Origin of the sequence: Kangiella sp., from assembly GCF_048265365.1 — a bacterium.
Classification (GTDB): Bacteria; Pseudomonadota; Gammaproteobacteria; order Enterobacterales; family Kangiellaceae; genus Kangiella.
The window spans coordinates 905,635-927,502 of sequence record NZ_JBLXBT010000001.1; the positions used below are offsets into that span (position 1 = coordinate 905,635).

The window sequence follows — 21,868 nt, forward strand, 5'->3', positions numbered from 1 at the left end:
AGCATTAGAAAAGTTGAGATAACGCTAATCAAGGCAAAACCCGACGAAATCGCGGAGCTGATGTAACATCATGTGAGCATATTGAGGACGGGTGCAACCGGCACACCAATAAGAAAACGGACTGAGCAATCGTCTGACGAGGCAGAATGGGCGTGTTTGAGGAAGTTTATAAACAATAAATGACCGAAAGCTAAGCACATTCTAACAAAGTCAGACAGACGATCAGGCCGTTTGGAAGTAAGGTAATTATGGGAAAAGTAAAAACGATTTATGTTTGCCAAGAGTGCGGCAGCGAAACCCCACAATGGGCAGGTCAGTGTGGTGCCTGTAAGTCATGGAATTCATTGGTCGAACAGGTAGACGCCAAGAAAGCTAACAGCTCTAAAAGCTCACGCTTTACGGGATACGTCGGGCAGGCGACTAAAGTGGTCAAGATGGACAAGGTGGACTTGTCTGAATTGCCACGCATGTCATCCGGCCTGTCTGAACTTGATCGTGTTTTAGGTGGTGGTCTGGTTCCTGGCTCAGTGGTCTTGATGGGTGGCGATCCGGGTATTGGTAAATCCACCATTTTGTTGCAAAGCTTATGCAAAATCAGCGAAACCGATTCGGTATTGTATGTGACCGGTGAGGAGTCGTTGCAGCAGGTGACCATGCGCGCGCAACGTTTAGGATTAGCCACAGGTGACTTTTCGTTACTGACCGAAACCCAGGTTGAGCAAATTACTTCTCAGGCTTTAATACAGCAACCGAAAGTGATGGTGGTGGATTCGATTCAAACCATTTACACCGAAATGTTGCAGTCTGCACCAGGTGGTGTGGCACAGGTGCGCGAAAGTGCCGCTCAATTGGTACGTTTTGCCAAACAGACCGGCATTACGTTGCTGGTTGTTGGCCATGTCACCAAAGATGGTGCGTTGGCGGGGCCGCGTGTGTTGGAACACATGGTCGATGCTGTTCTTTATTTTGAAGGTGAGCGTGATGGACGCTTGCGTCTATTGCGTGCCGTCAAAAACCGTTTCGGTGCAGTCAATGAACTGGGCGTTTTCGCGATGACGGATGAAGGCTTGAAACAGGTCAAAAACCCATCGGCAATTTTCTTATCAAAGTATCAGGATCCGGTAGCGGGTAGTGCAGTGATGGCCACCTGGGAAGGCACACGTCCGATGCTGGTCGAGATCCAAGCCTTGGTGGATACCTCGCATGCGCCACAACCTCGTCGTATTGCGGTCGGTCTTGATCATCAGCGCATAGCCATGTTGCTAGCGGTACTCAATCGTCACGCAGGTATCGCGACTTATGATCAGGATGTCTTTGCCAATGTGGTCGGCGGTGTCAGGGTGATGGAAACCAGTTCCGACCTGGCGTTAGTAGCCTCGATCATTTCCAGTTTACGCAATCGCCCTTTAGAAGCGCATACCGTGATTTTCGGTGAGATTGGTTTGGCTGGAGAAATTCGTCCGGTGCCGAATGGGCAGGAACGGTTAAAAGAAGCAGCCAAGCATGGCTTTAAACGTGCCATAGTGCCGGAGGGTAATAAGCCACCCAAACCAATGGATGGCTTAGAGGTGATTGGGGTAAGCCGGATGGATCAGTTCATCCAGCTCATTTAAGGATATTTTTGCTAGGGGACGGGATGTTAATTTTGTGCGCCGAAATCTTCTGCTAACTTAAGCCAGAACATGCCCCGCAGCTCGCCCTCTTTAAAGCCGGTGGCTTGATCATTCGGGTACTTTTCATTGATAGCAGTTTGTACTTCAGGTGCAATATTTTGACCATGACAGGCAAGACAAACTTGCTGGGTATAAATCGGCTCAACATATAGCCATTCACCGCTAGGCAGTTGCGTAATCTGTCCGCTTGTTTTCTCACCCAGGCGTTCCATCTCAAGATAATAATCAAGCGGAGCTTGCAATAAATCGGTCGGTTCATTATCTGGATTGCGCACACGATGGCTGGTACGACCAACTTCAACACCTTCAGAAACCTTTGCAGTAATTTCGGGTGCTTCCAAATTACAGTAATCAATAGCCTCAACAACTCCTTGCTGCATCCCGCCCATAAGAGTTTCTTTAAACTGCATTTTTATTGGCTTCAGGGTCTCTTCTGCAAGCTGGGCTTTTTCTTCCCACAGTTTAGTTTGTGCTGCTTGGTATTGTTGCCAGCCATAGTAGCCAACGCCGGCAATGGCGAGCAAAATGAGAAGAATGATCAATACTTTTTTCATGGCGTTTCCTTTACCGTTAACAATAACGCTTTATACTACCCCTTCTTAATGTCATGTAAAGGTCAACAGACCCTATGTCAGCGAAATCTAATATATTATGATCGATATCAACTTGCGCCAGTTTAAGCCTGAAAAATTGTTTGCTCCAAGAGGCTTTACAAAACCTGAAATTAATACGCCTCAATATTTAGAAATTGGCGCCGGGCGGGGGAAACATGCATTGATGTTTGCTCAGAACAACCCCGATAAATATTTAATTGCCATCGAACGCACACGAAATAAATTCAATGACTTTGCTGATAAATCTCAGCAGTTATCACTTAACAATTTATTGCCTATACATGCCGATGCCATTCCCTGGGTGGTGCATGCCTTAGAGCCGAGCAGTCTGGCTGGAGTTTTTATTCTATATCCTAACCCAGAGCCGAAAAACCCAAGCCAACGTTGGCTGAACATGCCATTTTTTGAATTTCTATTATCGAGAATGCAAGACAATGCCAAGTTGATTTTGGCTACTAATATTCAATCTTATATTGAAGAAGCGGAGCAGCAGGCTAAAGACTTATGGCAATTAACACCAGAAGTCTCTGAAGTAGATAAACAATCTGAAAGAACACACTTTGAAGTGAAGTATTTAGCGAGAGGGGAAACCTGTTGGCAACTGGAGTTAGTGAAACCAAATGGCTATAAGACTCGCTTTGATGAGTGGGCTGTGGGCTAAAGATAGGTTTCTTTGCTAGTTTTCTTTTTCTTCTAGCTTGGTTTTCCAGAGCGCGTCCGACTCTCGATGTATTTCATCAGGATCATCATTATGCATACCGATGATGGTTCTCAATTGCAGCATACTATCAATATCAATCTCTGAAGTTCTTAAGCCGTATTGCTGGTCTTGATGATGAACAATTTCAGCCGTTAAGTGAATGGCCGGTGAGAACTCATCAATAATGATTTGAACATCGACAGGTTTTGACTTATCCAGTTTTGATTTTGCGTCAATAAGAACACCATTAAGCGATAACTCAATAACAGAGCCCACTGATTTGTGATCTCCCTGCTCAATGAGTACTTTGGCATTGTATTCAATGCGCGAAAAGTTTCGTCGTTCCTGTCCTGACACTCAGTGTCCCTGATTCAGTAATGTATTGATAAATCTAAAGTAGCAGATGGCTTTTGGCTTGTCTAAAGGAATTTTAGAAGGGCTGGATTATCAAGTTCAGGAATAGTTTGGTTTGCTTGTGTTGGGCGAAGGCCTGCCCTACACAAAGTTAGGCATTCATTTCAGGTAGGGTGGGCCTTGGCCCACCGAAATAAAGACTATAGGCTAGTGTTGGGTTGCGAGGCCGAAGCCTCTAACCCAACCTATAGAGATAGCTAAGATTTACTTTGATATCTTGCGATATTTAATACGATGCGGCTGATCGGCTTCGGCACCAAGGCGGCGTTTACGATCGGCTTCGTACTCTTGATAATTACCTTCGAACCAGACGGTTTCACTGTCGCCTTCAAAAGCCAGGATATGGGTGGCAACACGGTCAAGGAACCAACGGTCGTGCGAGATGACTACCGCGCAACCTGGGAAGGCTAGCAATGCATCTTCTAGCGCACGTAAGGTTTCTACGTCGAGGTCGTTGGTCGGCTCATCCAGTAACAGGACGTTGCCGCCACTTTTCAGTAGCTTGGCCAAGTGGACACGGTTACGCTCACCACCTGATAGCTGACCGATGCGTTTCTGCTGGTCGGTGCCTTTGAAGTTAAAGCGACCGACATATGCTCGCGATGGCGTGGTGTAGTTGCCGACGGTAATCAAATCTAATCCGTCTGAAATTTCTTCCCATACAGTCTTGCTGTCGTCTAATGAGTCACGACTTTGGTCAACATAGGACAGTTCAACGGTTTCACCCACCTTTAGTTCGCCTGAATCCGGCGTCTCTTCACCAGTAATCAATTTAAACATAGTGGATTTACCCGCACCGTTAGGACCAATCACACCAACAATGCCACCTTGCGGCAGGTTGAAGTTGAGATCGTTATAAAGCAACTTGTCGCCATAAGCTTTAGTCAGGCCTTTGGCGGTAATGACTTGCGTACCAAGGCGTGGGCCAGGCGGAATATACAGTTCTTTGGTTTCATTACGCTGCTGGAATTCTTTACTCGACAGTTCTTCAAAGCGTGCCATACGGGCTTTGGATTTCGCCTGACGACCTTTAGTATTCGAGCGAACCCATTCCAACTCTTCTTTCATGGTTTTCTGGCGAGATTGTTCCTGTTTCTCTTCAATCTCTAATCGCGCAGACTTTTGCTCCAGCCATGACGAATAGTTGCCTTCCCATGGAATACCGTGGCCACGATCCAGCTCAAGGATCCAGCCGGCGGCGTTATCAAGGAAATAACGATCGTGGGTAATCGCTACCACGGTGCCTTTATAATCAACCAGGAAACGTTCAAGCCAGGCTACCGATTCGGCATCCAAGTGGTTGGTAGGTTCATCCAGCAATAACATATCAGGATGCTCAAGAAGCAAACGACACATGGCCACACGTCGACGCTCACCGCCCGACAGGTTTTTCACTCCAGCTTCCCAAGGTGGTAAGCGAAGTGCTTCAGCGGCTCGCTCTAAGGTGTTGTCTAGGTTATGGCCATCTGCGGCCTGAATGATAGCTTCCAGCTCACCTTGGCGCTTTGCTAAGGCATCAAAGTCAGCATCGGCGTCGGCATAGGCCGCATAGACCTGATCCAGTTCTGCCAAGGCTTCTTTAACATGAGTGACCGATTCTTCAACGATTTCAAGAACCGTCTTGCTGTCGTCAAGTTGCGGTTCCTGTGGCAAATAACCGATTTTAATGCCGGATTGTGGACGCGCTTCACCTTCAATATCGGTGTCGACACCAGCCATGATTCGTAATAAAGTCGATTTACCTGAGCCATTAAGACCTAAAACACCAATTTTGGCGCCAGGGAAGAATGATAGGGAAATATCTTTTAGAATAGTTTTATTCGGTGGAACAATTTTGCCCACGCGATTCATTGTATAAATATATTGAGCCATTAATTAGAACAGGGTTGATCAAAGTTATGCGCATTTTACATTGCCTCACTGCACTAAGCCACCATAGCAAGCTCGCAAAACCACTCTCGCTCGCCTTTTTCACTCTATTTTTCGCAGGCTGTAGCGTTTTGGCTCCTAAGGCAGCGCCTTGCGTAGAGTCGCAGGTGTTGTATCGACTGGCTGATATGCGACAAATCAATGAGCCTGCTTTCAATAAGGCATTGGCCTGTGACAATCTTGAGACTGTGGAATTAGCGCTAATTAATTTAGGACGGATTGGTGATGAGCAGGCCAGCAACTTGATTCTCCCTTTTCTCAAGCATTCTAATGCCAGGGTGCGCGAAACTGCGGCCTTTGCTTTGGGCATCAGTTTGCATAAGCCTGCAACTGCCAGTTTAATCGAGCAACTGGAGCAGGAGAAAAATAGCAAAGTGCGTGCCGCCATGGTATTGGCGATTGGTAATTTAGGTGGTGAAAATTCAGTGCCAACCTTGGCGCGTCTCATTGAGCAGACCGAGGATGCTCAAGTGGCCAATGCCGCCATGCAAGGTTTAGGCATCATGTCGGTATTTCATCGTCACTTGCTAACCGGTGATACCGAAATTGAAGTAGCGCGTGTCATTGATCGATTGCGTGATAAGGATACGGCGCTAAAGGCCAGCTTCCTGTTGGCGAGAGTGCCTTTGCTAAGAGATCCCCATGTTCCGGAAGTTATTAGCATAGTGCGCGACAATAATGGTTCTTTGGATAGCGCAACACAGGCTTTTATCATTCGTGCATTATCAAAACTTGGGCATAAAGACATCACGCCACTATTGGTGGAAAAAATTACCAGTAGTGATAACGCCATTCAGATTGCCGCTGCGCAAGCTTTGTCCATTAGAACACTAACCAGGACAGAACATATCCAACTGCTAAATGATTTAGCTTTGGTAGAAAATCCTGCGCTACAAGTGACACTATTACAGTCAGGTCGGCGCTGGATGACGCCGCAGACTCTGAAAGTTCTTCGAGACAGTGATAATACCTGGGTCCAGTCGGAAGCTTTCTTGGCAACCAATGACAAGGCGCAACCCGAAGTACAGAAGTTAGTAAAAGCCTGGTTGGAATCAGATGACCCGAATCATCAACGAGCAGTGATTCAATACTTTGTTGAACTGGATATGCCGCCGGTGCTAAAACAATTAGCAAAGAGTGATAAAGAGATTATTCGTATCGGTGCTCAGCGGGCTCTAAAAACTTATCAAGAACCTAAAACCGAACCCATGGCAACGCCTACAGAATTACCATTTTCATTAAAAGAGGGACCGGCTCTAGTAAAGCTCACCACCACTCAGGGTGATATTATCATTAGACTGTTTGCAGACACGCCTTACACATCGGCAAACTTTCTGCGATTAGTAGAAAGTGGTTTTTATGAAAACACTTATTTTCATCGGGTGATCCCAAACTTCGTTGCGCAAGGTGGCAGCCAACTGGGCGATGGCTCTGGAAGTGTCGGCTACAGTATTCGCGAAGAACTCAATCAGCATTCGCACCGCAAAGGAACTATTGGCATGGCAACCGCAGGTAAAGACACCGGTGGCGCACAATTCTTCTTTAACCTGGCTCCGAATCTACACCTTGATAGCAATTACACAGTCTTTGGTGAAGTCGTCGAAGGAATGGACATTGTGATGTCACTTGAGCAGAATGACCAAATCACTCAGGCAGAAATTATTAAAAATTAAAAGGCATTAATTTATGGAACTACTAACAATTGAAAGTTTATTAACTCTAGGAATGCTGATTGTATTACAGGCCGTTCTTGGTTTTGACAATTTGCTGTATATCTCGCTGGAGTCAAAACGAGCCCCGCTTGAGAAACAAAAACAAGTTCGACGCCTCGGTATAGGACTCGCAGTTGTATTGAGGATCGTGCTGCTGTTCACTTTGGTTGAATTGATTAAATATGTGCAAGGTGAATTGTTCACCATTCCATGGTCCGGTGTGATTGAAGCAACCTTTACTTTTGAAAGTATTATTGTCTTATTCGGTGGTGTTTTCATTATGTACACCGCAGTCAAAGAAATCTGGCACATGATGGCGATTGAAGCTGGCGATGCTAACGAGCGCAAGCCGCAATCAGCTGCTAAAGTGATCACCTTAATTGTCTTGATGAACCTGGTCTTCTCATTCGACTCTATTCTTAGTGCAATGGCTCTGACCGATAATTTCTGGATAATGGCCATAGCAATCATAATTAGTGGTGTACTGATGATTTGGTTAGCCGATACTGTTTCTACCTTTTTGCAAAAGAACCGCATGTTTGAAGTGTTAGGATTATTTATCTTGTTGGTCGTCGGTATCATGTTACTGGCTGATGGAGGGCACAAGTCACACCTTCTGCTGTTCGGCTATCCAATCGAGCCAATGAACAAAGCCACCTTCTACTTTGTTATTGCGATTATGGTATTAAGCGACATCGTACAGTCACGTTATCAAAAACGTATTATCAAGAAACAACAAGCATCGGCTAATGCACAAAAAGAATTAGAAGCTCAGGAAAACATACTTTAAATAATCAAGGTAACAAAACAAAAGCCCGCATCTAGCGGGCTTTTAAATGATGATAAAATCACTTCAATAATGGTTTTAAATATTTACCCGTATAAGACTGTTTGACCTTAGCGACATCTTCAGGTGTTTCAGTCGTGATAAGCTAACCATATTTAACGGGCTTTTTGAACTTTAGAGCTGTCGAATACAGTAATGGCAAGTGATTTCCCTGTAATCTTTATAATGTTTTTCTGCTCTGTTTTTTCGAAGGTCCATTTAAATTTGTCGGCACTAATATTGTATTCCTGAAGTTGTTGTCTAATGTTCTTGTGCTTTTTAATATACTCAATTGGGGAGTCAAATTTTTCTATATCTGATTGGTGACCGTAAGAACCTAGTGTCAGGGTTCGTTTTTTATGAGTGTAAGCATTGGTCATAAGGCTAGAATAAGGTAGTTCTAGTGCCAATTCCCAGGGAAGAGTGTCACCGTACTCTTTACTAAATGCTTCCAGAAAATCATTAGTAGTATATTCGGTTGCAAAGGGTAGCGTGATTTCTAATACAGGAACTTCTGTTTTGAAAAACTGAATATCAAGTGCTGGTTCATTGTTGGTATAGTAAAAGAGCATGTAGCCGATAGGCGCTTTAACATCAGGCTTGGTTCCATCTTTTGCTGAGTAGTAATTTTCTAATACATCAAGAAGAATAGTGTTTGAACCAATTGCACATCCCTCAACGGTAATAACTGGATTTGTACTATAAGCATTGGTATTAACTTGGGGTTGTTTATCGCTTAGGAAGTTTAGTAACTGAGTACTGCTTGTTTTACCTTGGGTGTTACTAGTTAATGGGATGCTCAAGCCAGACCAATGTGATGCGTGAGATACTAGAAATACTTGAGAGACAGGCTTGCTTTGGCTATTGATAACTGCAATGGTTTCTTCAAGTGACTCTATATTGCGGATAATGGTTATATTAGGATTACTTTCTTGTTGTTGGCGGTAATAGTTAAAGGCTGCTAGATAATACGGTTGATTTAAGGAACTATCACTTTTAAAGATAAAGACAAGAGTCAGCCCTCCTGCAGTTTTGCTGTAGGCAGAAGGGCTGTTATTTATTAGTAAAGTAAAAACAAATAGAATTAAAAAAGCTCGTAGAGTTCTTCGCATGTATTTATTGGCTTTTCCTTTAGTTTAAATTGTATTGCTTTACCATTTATATTCAGAATAACATCTTCAAGTTCCATCAAAATATCAACTAAATGAGGATGAGTATCTTTCAAGCAAACTAGGCTTTTAGAGTTAAATTCTAATACATTTTGTATATTTGACTTCTTAATACCTAGCTCAACCCAGGTTTCTCCATTTAGAATCATCTCTCTGGAGTGTATGATCTTGGTTTCTGGCTCAACTCTACTTATCGGAAGCTCAACCTCCGACTCATCGAAACCAAGTCCTATAGATGGCTCTTGAGGTGGCAGATTTTCAGCAGCCTTCTCAAGTTCACCACTTGGATTTCTTATTACTTCATCAACAGCTACGAAAGAAGTATAAGCTGTAAGTAAATTATACTTTAGACCTAAAGCAATAATGGCCTCTCTAAGCTCATCTGTTGTGCCTGTTACTTCGTCATAGTCGGATAAGGTTTTTAATCGCTCCCTTGCCCATAGGTATTTGATGGCTTTATTGTTTTCGTTGGGCGTACCATCAACAGTAATCGTTTTAGAATATCCACCGTTATAAGTGTTACCACTAATCTCTACTGGTTTTGATAGATCGCCTTTCCACTTCCCAAGGACAACCAGCGGCCTTTGAGTAAATATATCAGGGTAAGTATCATTGATGAGGTCGTATACTTCCATATTTCCAAAGTCGACTTGAATATTGGAAAGTAGCGGTTGACTAATATAATCCACAAAAAGCGAAATCATACTCTCGATGTCTTTGTCTGAACTAATCAGAATCGGGTCTGTTTGACCAATTCTAGCCAATCCTTCGATTAAGTATTCATTTGAGCCATAACCTTTTTGATCGAAAACACCAAAAGAAAAAAGGTTTGCTTGCCCCAGGTTGCTTCTAACAAGATCAAAAGCTTCCTTTTCAACATTAACTAAACCATCTGTCATTACTACAACTGAACGGTTAAAACCATCTGGCTTTGGAGAACTCAGTGCTTTATCTAAAGCAGGTAAAATCTCTGTCCCCCCATAACCTTCAGCCTGCTCAATAAAAGCAAATGCCTGATCTAAAGTGTTCTCATTGACTGGTAGCGACTGATCGGCTAGAGATGCAGTTCCTCCTGCAAATTGGTATATATTAAACCTATCTTGAGGCTTAAGTTCATATAACAGCTCTGCCATCATCTTCTTGCAGGTTTCAGTTGGCATTCCATCCATTGAACCAGAAACATCAACGATAAAAATATATTCTCTTGGGAAGGTATTTTCTACCCTAGGTTGTTTGGGTGGCTGTGTCATCAGCATGAAGTATTTTTCTTCACCATCATCATATACCTGCAAGCCACTATTGAAGGACTCGCTTCTCAAACTATAGTCTAAAATAAAAGGTTGTTTAGAGTCGGTAAATGATGAAGAAACAGTTGTGCTATAAAAGCTGTTTTTTATTGTAGAGTCATGATGTTTCGTCGATACATCACTTACTGGGAGAGCTGAGTAGATATCTACAATTATAGAGTTTTCGAAGTCTTTAGGGATTGCTGTAGTACTAGCGTCACCATATTGGGGGCCTATTGAGACTGGTAATTGAAACCTATAATTACCACTTTGGGTCACCAATTGTTCAACATAGTTCAGCTCAACCTGTATCGAATCCCCTGGAAGGATATTGGCGACATTCATAGTAAAAACATTTGGCCCCTCTTGGACCAGCAACGATGCACTTTTACCTTCGCTCTTAGCAGCTTCATAAGTCTGCCTAGCTTGAGCTTTTTCCTGTATTACGGCTTTAGTTATTCTGCCATTAACGTTGAGGGTAAGACCGTATACAGCAGCAGATGGAGAAGCTGGAAAAACGTAAACTGCTTCGATGGCAGTATCACCCTCATTTTTATAGTATTGAGTAATGGATACGTCAGCAATTATGCCGACAATTTCAGCATTAACTTCTGTCTTATAGAGATAGAGCTGTTGCTGTTCTGCTTGAACTCTCATGTAGGGAGATTCTACATATTGATGTTCAAAAATACTGGCTAATGCAGATTGTGAAGATAGTAAAAGTATGAAAAAAGCTAGAACTATTCTTATCATTCTTATTCCCCTAATATTTATATTGTTGTCAGCCTTAGTTATAACTGATAACTAAGGCTCAATCTAGGGGGAGTTACTATTTCAATAATGGTTTTAAATATTTACCCGTATAAGACTGTTTGACCTTAGCGACATCTTCTGGTGTGCCGGTTGCGATAATTTGTCCACCCTTGCTGCCACCTTCAGGGCCAAGATCAACAATCCAGTCAGCGGTTTTAATTACATCAAGATTGTGCTCAATGACCACAACGGTGTTGCCATGGTCGCGCAGGCGATGCAGAACTTTGAGCAGTTGATTGACGTCGTGGAAATGCAAACCGGTAGTTGGTTCATCTAGGATGTACAAGGTTTGCCCGGTATCGCGTTTGGATAGTTCGCGCGATAACTTCACACGCTGTGCCTCACCGCCCGAAAGAGTCGTTGCCGCTTGTCCGAGTGTGATATAAGAAAGACCAACGTCCATCAGAGTTTGCAGCTTACGAGCAACAGCTGGAATCGGATCAAAGAATTCACGCGCATCTTCTACGGTTAAATCCAATACCTGGTGAATATTTTTTCCTTTGTATAAAATTTCCAGCGTTTCGCGGTTGTAGCGTTTGCCTTTACACACATCACAGGCCACATAGACATCAGGCAAGAAGTGCATTTCTACTTTAATGACGCCATCGCCCTGACAAGCTTCGCAACGTCCGCCTTTGACATTAAAACTGAACCGTCCAGGTTTATAGCCGCGAGTTCTTGACTCTTGGGTTCCTGCAAACAGTTCTCGAATCGGCGTGAAAATTCCGGTATAGGTTGCAGGATTTGAGCGTGGTGTACGGCCAATCGGGCTTTGGTCAATATCGACCACTTTATCGATATGGTCTAGACCTTCTATCGATTGGTAAGGTTTGGGTTGCAAGCTGGAACGATTGATATCGCGGGCAACGATGGGATACAGGGTGTCATTGATCAGGGTTGATTTTCCTGAACCCGAAACACCAGTAACACAAGTCAAAAGCCCAATCGGAATTTCTAGATTAACTTCATCAAGGTTGTTGCCCGTTGCGCCGAGTACTTGAATGGTCTTCTTTGCATCATAGGGCGTGCGTTTTTCTGGTACTTCAATTTTAAGCTCACCCGTCAAGTATTTAGCCGTTAATGAGCCTTTGGCTTTTTTAATATCTTCGAAGGTACCTTTGGCGACAATTTCACCACCATGCACGCCTGCACCTGGTCCAATATCCACAATATAGTCAGCAGCACGAATGGCATCTTCATCGTGCTCAACAACAATCACAGTGTTACCTAAATCGCGTAGATGTGTCAGAGTCTGTAACAAGCGATCATTGTCGCGTTGGTGTAAACCAATCGAAGGTTCATCGAGAATGTACATCACGCCCACTAAGCCAGCGCCAATCTGGCTGGCCAGACGAATACGTTGTGCTTCGCCGCCTGATAAAGTATCGGCGCTTCTTTCCAGCGTTAAATAATCGAGTCCGACATTGACCAGGAAGCTCAGACGCTGGCCAATTTCTTTTAGAACTTTTGAGGCAATCTCACCACGTTGGCCAGGCAAATCTAGAGTGCTGAAATAGTCATGCGCCTGTTCGATTGACCAATGGGTCGCTTGCGGCAACGAAGTGCCATCAATGAACACATTGCGTGAATCTTCATTCAGACGGGTGCCACCGCAAGAACTACAAGACTGGGTGGTCATGTATTTTTGCAGTTCTTCGCGCACCGCGCCGGATTCGGTTTCATGGTAACGGCGCTGCATATTCGGAATGATGCCTTCGAAGCGATGCTTGCGTTGGTATCTGTCACCACGGTCATTGCTGTATTCAAAATCAATTTGTGTTTTGCCACTGCCGTGTAACACCACATCCTGAATCTTTTTAGTCAAGCTGCTCCATGGCGCCTCAACATCAAATTTGTAATGTTTAGCGAGTGATTGAAGCATGTGGAAATAATACACATTACGACGATCCCAGCCGCGCACCGCGCCACCAGCTAACGAGACATCTTCATTAGTAATGATTTTCTCAGGGTCGAAGAATTGATCGATGCCGAGGCCATCACAAGTTGGGCAGGCACCGGCTGGATTATTGAAAGAGAAAATGCGTGGTTCCAGCTCAGGGATTGAATGACCACAAGTTGGGCAGGCGTACTTGGCTGAAAAAACCATATCTTCCAGACCGGCACCTTCATCCATTGATGCCACACGGGCAATACCATCGGACAGCTCAAGCGCGGTCTCAAAGGACTCGGCCAGACGCTGCTGCATATCCGTTTTCACTTTAAAGCGGTCGACGATAACTTCGATGGTGTGCTTTTTATGCAGCTCCATGGCAGGTGCCGCGGATAAGTCGTGTACTTCGCCATTGATACGGGCACGAACAAAACCTTTCGCCTGTAGCTCCTGCAACAGCTGAATGTGCTCGCCTTTACGATTTTTAATCACCGGCGCTAACAGCATTAACTTGCTGCCTTCCGGCTGATCCAACACATGATCCACCATTTGACTGACCGTTTGTGCTTCGAGGGGCAAATGGTGAGTGGGGCAATGTGGTGTGCCAACGCGAGCGAACAGCAAGCGCAGGTAGTCATAAATCTCGGTAATGGTACCCACCGTGGAGCGTGGGTTATGCGATGTGGATTTTTGCTCAATGGAAATTGCAGGCGACAGGCCTTCGATGTGTTCTACATCCGGCTTTTCCATGAGCGACAGAAACTGACGTGCGTAAGCAGATAATGATTCCACATAACGACGCTGACCCTCAGCGTATAAGGTGTCGAACGCAAGAGAAGATTTGCCCGAGCCGGAAAGGCCGGTAATCACGATTAGCTTGTCGCGAGGTAGGACGAGGTCAATGTTTTTAAGGTTGTGGGTCTTGGCACCGCGGATGTCAATGTTGTCCATCAGTTTCCTATATTTCGTTTGTGTGAGCTAACAGAAGTAACGCTGTATTATGCATGTGTTTTGTGAATTTAATGCCAATATCTTGGTCGCTATAAGCTATTTGAGAGATTAGCTAGAAGCTATCAGGCGCTACTTTAAAATAAATTTGGGTTTTGCGGTTTAAAGTGAGAAAATCGCAGCCGTTAACTATAACGTGAATTGCCTTAAACAGAAAAGGTTTGTTAGGGCTTAAAGTCAAATACTAGCTGACTAAAAATTAAACGAAAAGCCCTAAGCTATTGGATTGTGTATGAAATCGTCTTCACTGACCACGCTAGAAAAAAAATCCGCTATTTCGCTAGCCAGCATTTTCGCATTGCGTATGTTTGGCCTTTTCATGCTGTTGCCGGTTATTCGAGTACTTGGCGAGGGTCTGGAAGGTGCAACATTACCTCTATTGGGCTTGGCGATTGGTATTTATGGTCTGTCGCAAGCTATTTTGCAGCTTCCGCTTGGACTGCTTTCCGATAAGATTGGCCGCAAGCCTGTGATTTACGCTGGCTTGCTGGTTTTTATTATCGGTAGTCTAGTAGCCGCTAATTCTGAAACGGTGTGGGGATTAATTTTTGGTCGTGCCTTACAAGGTGCGGGTGCAATTGCCAGTGCAGTGATGGCACTGGCCGCGGATCTAAGCCGCCCCCATCAGCGCTCTAAAGTTATGGCCATGATTGGCGCCAGTATTGGTTTAGCCTTTGCCTTGTCGCTGGTTCTTGGCCCCTTGCTATCAAAGTGGCTTAGCTTACAAGACTTGTTCTATGTGATTGCTGTATTGGCGTTTATCGCGCTACTGGTTGCCATTTTTGTGGTCCCCAGCGTGCGCTCACTGGATATGCCGAAAATCGATTTGAGCTTCGGCGAGCGCTGGCGTTACGTCACGGCGAAGGGGCGTATCTTCGTATTGGCGCTATCGGTGTTTGTAATTCATTGGGCGCTGGTGGCGGTATTCCTGGTTGTGCCCGACAAGATGATTGCCAGTGGTTTTGAACTGTCGCAGCATTCATGGATCTATCTGGTGGTATTGGTGATATCAATCGCCATTATGCTGCCGATGATGATCAATGCAGAAAAGAAAGGCTGGCATCGTCAGGTAATGCAGGCGGCTTTCGTGTTACTGGCCTTGTCATTATTAACCTTGCTAAGCAATTGGCAGAGCTTATGGTTCTGGCTGGTGGTGCTAACCTTATTTTTCGCTGGTTTTAATTTATTGGAAGCCAAGCTGCCTTCCACTGTATCCAACCTTTATGGTGCACAATATCGTGGTACGGCATTGGGTATCTTCTCAACCAGTCAATTTTTAGGTGCTTTCCTGGGCGGTAGCGTGACAGGTTATCTGTTGCCAAGTCTGGGCTTCACTGGCGTCATCTGGTTGAATATTGGCTTGATGGTTGTCGCAGGATTGGCGCTTAGTTGGCTGGGTAAACTCCCCGAAGTGAAACGCTGGGTGTTGGAACTGAATGAGGGTGATACGGCCAAAGCTGTGCAAGAATCCGTATTAAAGCTGGCTGGAGTCATCGAAGCCATTGCGGACGACCATAAAGGCAAGGTATATTTGCGAGTGGACGACTCGACCATCGAGCGTGAAGAATTAGAAAAGTTAGGCCGAATTGAAGCCTAATGTATTGATAATTAAAGATTTTAGTAGATTAAAAGACAAAGACAGGAGTAATCAATGGCCAGTCGCGGCATTAATAAAGTCATTTTAGTAGGAAATTTAGGGAAGGATCCGGAAATTCGTTACACACCAGACGGTAGAGCGATTGCCAACCTTACGTTAGCTACTTCTGAGACCTGGAAAGATAAGAACACCGGTCAGCAACAAGAAAAAACCGAATGGCACCGCATTGTCATTTTCGGCAAATTAGCTGAGATTGCTGGTGAATATCTGAAAAAAGGCTCACAAGTTTACTTTGAAGGTAAGCTACAAACCCGTAAATGGACTGATCAATCAGGCCAGGATAAATACACCACTGAAGTTGTGATCGATATCAATGGGCAAATGCAAATGCTTGGTGGCCGTAGCGGTGGCGAAGCCTCTTTCGGCGGCAACAATAATCAAAACAATCAAAAACAGAATCAAAACCCACAGCCAGCTCCGGCCATGGATGATGATTTTGATGACGATATTCCGTTCTAGCCAGAAAGCGGATTTCGTTAAATAATCTAAAGCTTAAACAAAGGAGACATTGATGAGCTATCAACAAACAGAAGAACAAGTTGTTGTTCGAGGTGGACTAGGTGATCGCGCAAAATTTATCACCAAAACTTATAACCATTTATTGGGTTCGATTTTTGCATTTGTCCTGATTAGTGTTTATTTCTATCAATCAGGTATTTCATTAGCCATCGCACAATGGGTATTCTCATTCGGCGCAGGCTGGATGGTTTTATTGGGTGGTTTTATGGTTGCTTCCTGGGCGGCAACTCGTATCGCTCATACTGCGCAGTCGAAAGTCACTCAATATTCAAGCTTGGGTGGGTTTATCATTGCTGAAGCGATTATTTTCGCTCCTATGCTTTTGATTGCTGCAACGTATCACCAAGGTGTCATTAAAAGTGCTGCAATTGTAACCTTAGCAGGTTTTGGTTTACTGACAGCGATTGTCTTTTATACTCGTAAAGACTTCTCGTTCTTGCGCAGTGTCGTATTGTGGGCTGGTGGTATCGCTCTTTTAGCGATTGCAAGTTCGTTTATTTTTGGCTTCCATCTAGGCACATGGTTCAGCGTTGGCATGATTGCATTAGCCGGTGCTGCTATCCTGTACGATACCTCTAATGTACTTCATCATTACCCAGAAGATCGTTATGTGGGTGCAGCACTTCAGTTATTCGCCAGCGTCGCCATGATGTTCTGGTATGTATTACGCCTGTTTATGGCTAGTAACGACTAGACTTAAAATTACAGGTAAAAAAGCGGCCTTGGCCGCTTTTTTTCATATTAATTTAGTAACTATTTGAGGAGTGATAGGTAATACTAATCCTCACCTTTTCCTTCCTTATTTAACTCTGTTTCCGCAATAACCAGCTGCTCTTTAAGCGATTCAATCTTTTCTTTAGTTTTCTGTTGCTTGGCTTTTATTTTTTCTTTTTGATCATTATCTTCAGATTCTTTGAGCGCCTTAGACATTTCTTCAACGGTTTCTTCGAGCTTATTTATCTGTTGGCGTGTCTGGTCCAGTTGTTCGGCTTTATTGGCTTTGTCAAAAATAACCGCTTCAGGCTCTCCACTTTTGGACCTTTTGGCGCGGGTGGCTTTAGTCTTGACTGCTTCTGGAATAAAGGTCTGGCTATCCACCATCCGCTGATTTCTAAAGGATGGTGACACGATCTCAACACCGGCCTGATGTAGGCTATCAAGGACACCGGCGTTTAATTTAGAGCGACTTGAGAGCAATGTATTAATGTCGGTTGCTAAGCCATGGACTTTATATACTATGGCGTGGTCGAGGAGTTTTTCGATATAAACGAATGGCTTTTCCAGTTCCGCTTTTTCCGCGGCATCGATCAGTAGTGGCTCAATTACTTTATGGTCAACATTGTAACCAAGCGAAATTTCCGTTGAAATAATGGTGCCATCGCTGTGCATAACGGTGACTGGATTGGTCGCCAGAAACAGGTTCGGCAGTGTGATCAAATCACGCTCACGATCCTGTAATTCAGTATGTAATAGTCCACGGCCGGATACTCGCCCAAACATGTTTTGCACTTCAATAAAATCACCGAGTCTAAAATTGCGAACTGAGCGAAGCCAGATACCTGCCATGATATTGCCGAGAAAAGTTGCTGAGCCTAAGGCAATTGACGCTGAGAGAACGATACCTATCAAACCGATAATTTGATTTTTGAGAGTATCTTTGATGGGCAACACCAATACAAAAATAATGATTAATAGCAGCATAAAGACAATGTTGGTGAGTTGTCTTTGTAAAACTACATTGGTATTTTTATTTTTACTTAGAGCAAAAAACTTTTGTAAAAGCTGGTAAGCAAAGAAACCGATAATGAGGGTTGCAATTGGCCAGAAGAGGCTGGTCCAATCAAAGCCGAGAAAATCTGACATAGTATTCGCTCCTTGGTATTTGCTCTTATCATAATTGTTTACAGGTGTGATGCAAGGAGGACTAAGATATTAAGATAGGTTAAAGATATATACGCAAATCCAGCAGACAATAAAAAAGGGCGCATTGCGCGCCCTTTATCACGGAAACTAACTTAAGAGATTAGTCTTAGAATACGTATTGGAAACGTACTGCTAAGGCGTCACCATCTTTATCGATGCCGCCTTCAGTCATGTCAGCTGAAACATAGTTCAGGCCGATACGAACTGCATCATTAGCGTAATAGTTTAAACCTAGAGTGAAAACTTCTGCTTCGTCAGCACCTGGCTCATAGTTGCTGTAACGACCGAACACTTCCCAGGCACCTGCTTCACCATTTGGTTTAACACGTTTGAATACGCCTTTGCTGTATGGGCGTGATTCACCAGTCAAGATATAACCTGCTTGCGCATAGTAGCCTTCGATGTTTGTATCAGCAGTCCAGTTACCACCGTCAACTTTACCATCGAAGTATTCAGCCTGGGCGTGGAATGGGCCAGCTGCGTAGGCAACTTCTAAGTTGTAAGCCATGATGCTTTCGCCAGCAATTGAGCCTGAGCCAATTTTCTCGTCAGCGGTGTGAATTTCCAAACGCTGATCAGCTTCACCGTAAGTGTTACCTGCAAGGCGACCTTGGGTATAACCAAAACCTAAGTGGAATACTTCATCTTTAGTGGCGATTGGAGCTGTTGTTACACGACCAGAGAAACCTGTTGCGATGTTGTTACCTTCTTCGCCGCGATCGTAAATACCGAATTTCCAGGTAAAGTCATTGCTACCGCCACCTAATGACACACCATAGTTTTTGCCGGGAGATAAAGCATTTGTGATAGTTGTACGTTCGATAGCTGTAATATCTTTAGAAGATGTGTTTTCTTCTAGGCCGAAAGGCTCTTTGTGCTTACCAATTAGTAAGTCTGCGCCCTCCATGCCAGTATATTTTACATAAGCATCTTCAAGATTGGTTTCGCCACTGGCGTCATTAAAGTTTGCTTCAATTTTACCTGACCAGTCTTTAGCGATCTTGCCAGAAATACCGATACGGCCACGACGAATCTCAGAGTCAGAACCTGATTCGTCAGCATTAGAGAAAGCATTGCCATCCCAAATATCGACGTCATATTGAACACGACCGAATACTGAGAAGCTGACATCATCAGTTTTAACAGTAAAACCACTACCAGCTTTGCCAGAAGTTTCGGTTTCGGCAAATGCCGGAGCAGAGATTACAGTAGCTATGGCTACAGCGATTAGTTTTAATTTCATTGTCTTCTCCATTAAAGGGGTTTAATTAATTGACGCTGGCAATTTTACGGAGATTTTATGACATTTCCATGACAGAAAAGCGAAGGGTTTGTGAAACTCTTCATTGTCATGAAACTTTTTATAAACAACTTGTTTATTATAGTAGTGAAATTTGACTGTCACATTACCGTCCCTGCCTCTATGGAACCTTAATATAACTGTAATATTTCATCTCTATACTAACCTACATCAATTAATGGTTAATTAGTCATGAATACATCAGTTAAAGAGACCACGCGCAAACTTTTGGATCAGCAGACCCAGAGTGGCAAACATAAACGCCGAAAAATCAATGACTTAATTGCTCGCTACAGTATTGCACTGGGTGGGCTTTCGGTGATCGGAGCGGTTGGACTTATCTGTTTTTACCTGTTCTGGGTAGTGTTTCCGATATTTAAGCCTGCCAGCGTCGAGTTACAGCATGATTATAGCTGGCAACAGACCGAACCGCAGTATATGGCGGTAGAAGAGTATGGTGAAATCGCTTTTTCTATCAGTAAAAGTGGTGATCTTGGCTTCTTCAATGTGAGCGATGGTGAATTGATCGAGAAGGCTCGCTTTTCACATGACGCCCAGCCTACGGCCTTTGCTGAACTGGATTTGAAAGGCTTAATGGCTACCGGTTTTGCCGATGGTAGCTTTCAGTTGTTCTCACACAAATACAAAATCAGCTATCCCGATAATGAGCGTCACATTGAACCACAACTCTCATATCCCTTTGGTGAGGTTAGCTTTGAGTTAGCCGATACCGAGATCACGCGATTATTCGGTAGCCGTTGGGAAGATGGCATTGTCATTGCCTCAGTGGGTGCCGACCAAAAGGTGACTACAGTTACCTATTCGATAGAACAAAACTTTCTGACTGAAGAGTTAACCCTTGAGGAAGAATCACGCGATAGTTTTGATATTCCTTTTGCGCCTAAATATGTTCTGACCACCCCTGGTCCGGACTGGCTTTATATAATCAGCGAGCAGGGCGACCTGATCTCATACCGACATATTGATGATGAGTGGGAGTTTCATGAAAGTCAGTCATTGCTAAAAGATGGCAAGACGGTCAGTGAGGCAGTGTTTCTGCTAGGTCAAACATCGCTGTTGATTGGTGATAGTGATGGTGTGGTCAGCCAATGGTTCCAGGTGCGCGGTGACGATGGTTTTAATTTACAAAAAATTCGTGACTTTAAATTATCAGAGGACGCCATTTCACAAATCGTTATCGAAAGTCGTCGTAAAGGATTCATTGCCTCGGATACAAAAGGCAAGATGGGCATTTTTTATACCACATCAGAGCGACAGCTAGAGGAGTTTGATTTCGGACAGGAGCTACAAGCCTTGGCCATCAATTCTCGTAGCAACACTTTAGTTGGTATTGGCAGCGATGGTAAAGCGACGGTGTTTGCGGTAGAAAATGAGCACCCTGAAATTTCATGGTCAGCGCTGTGGAATGAGGTCTGGTATGAAAGCTATGAAGAGCCAACATTTACCTGGCAATCATCAGCTTCGACCAATGACTTTGAATCCAAGTTTTCCTTAGTGCCTTTAAGTTTTGGTACCTTTAAGGCTGCCATGTACGCCATGCTATTCGCTGTTCCGCTGGCGATATTTGGAGCAATTTTCACGGCCTACTTTATGGCACCAAGAATGCGCTCTATGGTCAAGCCAACGGTAGAAATTATGGAAGCCTTACCAACCGTTATTCTGGGTTTTCTGGCAGGCCTGTGGTTAGCACCATTAATTGAAGAGCACTTGGCCGGTGTGATTCTGCTCATTATTCTACTGCCTATTGTGACTGTGCTGTTTGGTTTGCTTTGGGTTAACTTGCCCGGCGCCATTAAGCATAAGGTACCAGACGGTTGGCAGGCCGCTTTGTTGTTTCCGATCGTTATCTTCGGAACCTTTTTTGCTTTCTGGTTAGGTGAGCCAGTTGAGTCTGCAATGTTCAATGGCAATATGCCAGCCTGGCTAAACGAGCAGGGTATTACTTACGACCAACGCAATTCTTTGGTGGTTGGTATCGCGATGGGTTTTGCAGTTATTCCAACCATATTTTCTATCACTGAAGATGCAATTTTCAGTGTGCCCAAACATTTATCAAATGGTTCATTGGCATTAGGCGCCAGTCAATGGCAAACATTGACCCGTGTGGTCATTCCGACGGCCAGCCCAGGTATTTTCTCAGCGCTGATGATCGGTCTCGGCCGTGCCGTCGGTGAAACCATGATTGTGTTAATGGCAACGGGTAACACGCCGATCATGGATATGAATATCTTCGAAGGTTTCCGTACTTTGTCCGCCAATATTGCGGTGGAAATGCCAGAGTCAGAAGTGGGAAGTTCGCATTATCGGGTACTCTTCCTGGCAGCATTTGTGCTCTTCCTGTTTACCTTCGTGTTTAACACTGTTGCGGAAATTGTGCGCCAGCGTTTACGTAATAAGTACGGTTCACTCTAAA

16 protein-coding genes are annotated in these 21,868 nt (G+C 44.2%); 8 read left to right on the forward strand and 8 right to left on the reverse strand.

Annotated features, from left to right (window positions below; all coding sequences use genetic code 11):
- Nucleotides 1-248 precede the first annotated feature (248 nt).
- Nucleotides 249-1,613: a DNA repair protein RadA gene (gene radA, locus ACN0VI_RS04285; protein WP_417445887.1), complete on the forward strand. Its 1,365-nt coding sequence runs from the start codon at nt 249-251 to the stop codon at nt 1,611-1,613.
- Between the two features lie 26 nt (nt 1,614-1,639).
- Here the strand turns inward: radA and ACN0VI_RS04290 are convergent, their stop codons facing one another.
- On the reverse strand, nt 1,640-2,227 hold the full coding sequence (locus ACN0VI_RS04290; protein WP_417445888.1) for a Tll0287-like domain-containing protein: 588 nt from the start codon (nt 2,225-2,227) through the stop codon (nt 1,640-1,642).
- A gap of 106 nt (nt 2,228-2,333) precedes the next feature.
- Between ACN0VI_RS04290 and ACN0VI_RS04295 the strand changes: the two genes are divergently transcribed.
- Complete coding sequence (locus tag ACN0VI_RS04295) at nt 2,334-2,948, forward strand: SAM-dependent methyltransferase (protein ID WP_417446569.1); 615 nt, start codon at nt 2,334-2,336, stop codon at nt 2,946-2,948.
- Nucleotides 2,949-2,963: 15 nt separating this feature from the next.
- Here the strand turns inward: ACN0VI_RS04295 and ACN0VI_RS04300 are convergent, their stop codons facing one another.
- A complete protein-coding gene (locus ACN0VI_RS04300; RefSeq protein WP_417445889.1) occupies nt 2,964-3,344 on the reverse strand; it encodes a PilZ domain-containing protein in 381 nt (126 codons plus the stop codon).
- A gap of 261 nt (nt 3,345-3,605) precedes the next feature.
- Entirely contained in the window at nt 3,606-5,273 is a 1,668-nt protein-coding gene (ettA, locus tag ACN0VI_RS04305) for an energy-dependent translational throttle protein EttA (RefSeq protein ID WP_331891690.1), read from the reverse strand.
- Nucleotides 5,274-5,401: 128 nt separating this feature from the next.
- Between ettA and ACN0VI_RS04310 the strand changes: the two genes are divergently transcribed.
- Nucleotides 5,402-7,003 carry a peptidylprolyl isomerase gene (locus tag ACN0VI_RS04310; RefSeq protein WP_417445890.1) on the forward strand — a complete coding sequence of 534 codons (1,602 nt, stop codon included), beginning with the start codon at nt 5,402-5,404 and terminating at the stop codon, nt 7,001-7,003.
- Nucleotides 7,004-7,016: 13 nt separating this feature from the next.
- Nucleotides 7,017-7,832, forward strand: coding sequence for a TerC family protein (locus ACN0VI_RS04315; protein WP_417445891.1), 816 nt, complete (start codon nt 7,017-7,019; stop codon nt 7,830-7,832).
- Nucleotides 7,833-7,984: 152 nt separating this feature from the next.
- On the opposite strand, the gene ACN0VI_RS04320 is transcribed toward ACN0VI_RS04315, so the two are convergent.
- The 3 genes from ACN0VI_RS04320 to uvrA form a co-directional block, all read right to left on the reverse strand.
- Nucleotides 7,985-8,980 carry a hypothetical protein gene (locus tag ACN0VI_RS04320; RefSeq protein ID WP_417445892.1) on the reverse strand — a complete coding sequence of 332 codons (996 nt, stop codon included), beginning with the start codon at nt 8,978-8,980 and terminating at the stop codon, nt 7,985-7,987.
- Complete coding sequence (locus tag ACN0VI_RS04325) at nt 8,953-11,076, reverse strand: VIT domain-containing protein (protein ID WP_417445893.1); 2,124 nt, start codon at nt 11,074-11,076, stop codon at nt 8,953-8,955. Before ACN0VI_RS04325 ends, ACN0VI_RS04320 begins: the two co-directional genes overlap by 28 nt.
- Before the next feature lie 76 nt (nt 11,077-11,152).
- Entirely contained in the window at nt 11,153-13,978 is a 2,826-nt protein-coding gene (uvrA, locus tag ACN0VI_RS04330) for an excinuclease ABC subunit UvrA (RefSeq protein WP_417445894.1), read from the reverse strand.
- Between the two features lie 289 nt (nt 13,979-14,267).
- Between uvrA and ACN0VI_RS04335 the strand changes: the two genes are divergently transcribed.
- Genes ACN0VI_RS04335 through ACN0VI_RS04345 form a run of 3 tightly spaced genes read left to right on the forward strand, consistent with a single transcriptional unit; the run spans nt 14,268 to nt 16,905 of the window.
- Complete coding sequence (locus tag ACN0VI_RS04335; RefSeq protein ID WP_417445895.1) at nt 14,268-15,632, forward strand: MFS transporter; 1,365 nt, start codon at nt 14,268-14,270, stop codon at nt 15,630-15,632.
- A 54-nt stretch (nt 15,633-15,686) separates the two neighbouring features.
- Nucleotides 15,687-16,151, forward strand: coding sequence for a single-stranded DNA-binding protein (ssb, locus tag ACN0VI_RS04340; RefSeq protein WP_331890666.1), 465 nt, complete (start codon nt 15,687-15,689; stop codon nt 16,149-16,151).
- A 52-nt stretch (nt 16,152-16,203) separates the two neighbouring features.
- Complete coding sequence (locus tag ACN0VI_RS04345; protein ID WP_331890665.1) at nt 16,204-16,905, forward strand: Bax inhibitor-1 family protein; 702 nt, start codon at nt 16,204-16,206, stop codon at nt 16,903-16,905.
- Nucleotides 16,906-16,988: 83 nt separating this feature from the next.
- Here the strand turns inward: ACN0VI_RS04345 and ACN0VI_RS04350 are convergent, their stop codons facing one another.
- Nucleotides 16,989-18,074 (reverse strand): mechanosensitive ion channel domain-containing protein, encoded by a 1,086-nt coding sequence (locus ACN0VI_RS04350; RefSeq protein WP_417445896.1) that lies wholly within the window; start codon nt 18,072-18,074, stop codon nt 16,989-16,991.
- A 166-nt stretch (nt 18,075-18,240) separates the two neighbouring features.
- The gene (locus tag ACN0VI_RS04355) at nt 18,241-19,377 is read right to left on the reverse strand and encodes an OprO/OprP family phosphate-selective porin (RefSeq protein WP_417445897.1); all 1,137 of its coding nucleotides are present in this window, start codon (nt 19,375-19,377) and stop codon (nt 18,241-18,243) included.
- Between the two features lie 249 nt (nt 19,378-19,626).
- Here ACN0VI_RS04355 and ACN0VI_RS04360 point away from each other — a divergent pair, with 249 nt between their 5' ends.
- Complete coding sequence (locus ACN0VI_RS04360) at nt 19,627-21,867, forward strand: ABC transporter permease subunit (RefSeq protein WP_417445898.1); 2,241 nt, start codon at nt 19,627-19,629, stop codon at nt 21,865-21,867.
- Nucleotide 21,868: the final 1 nt, after the last annotated feature.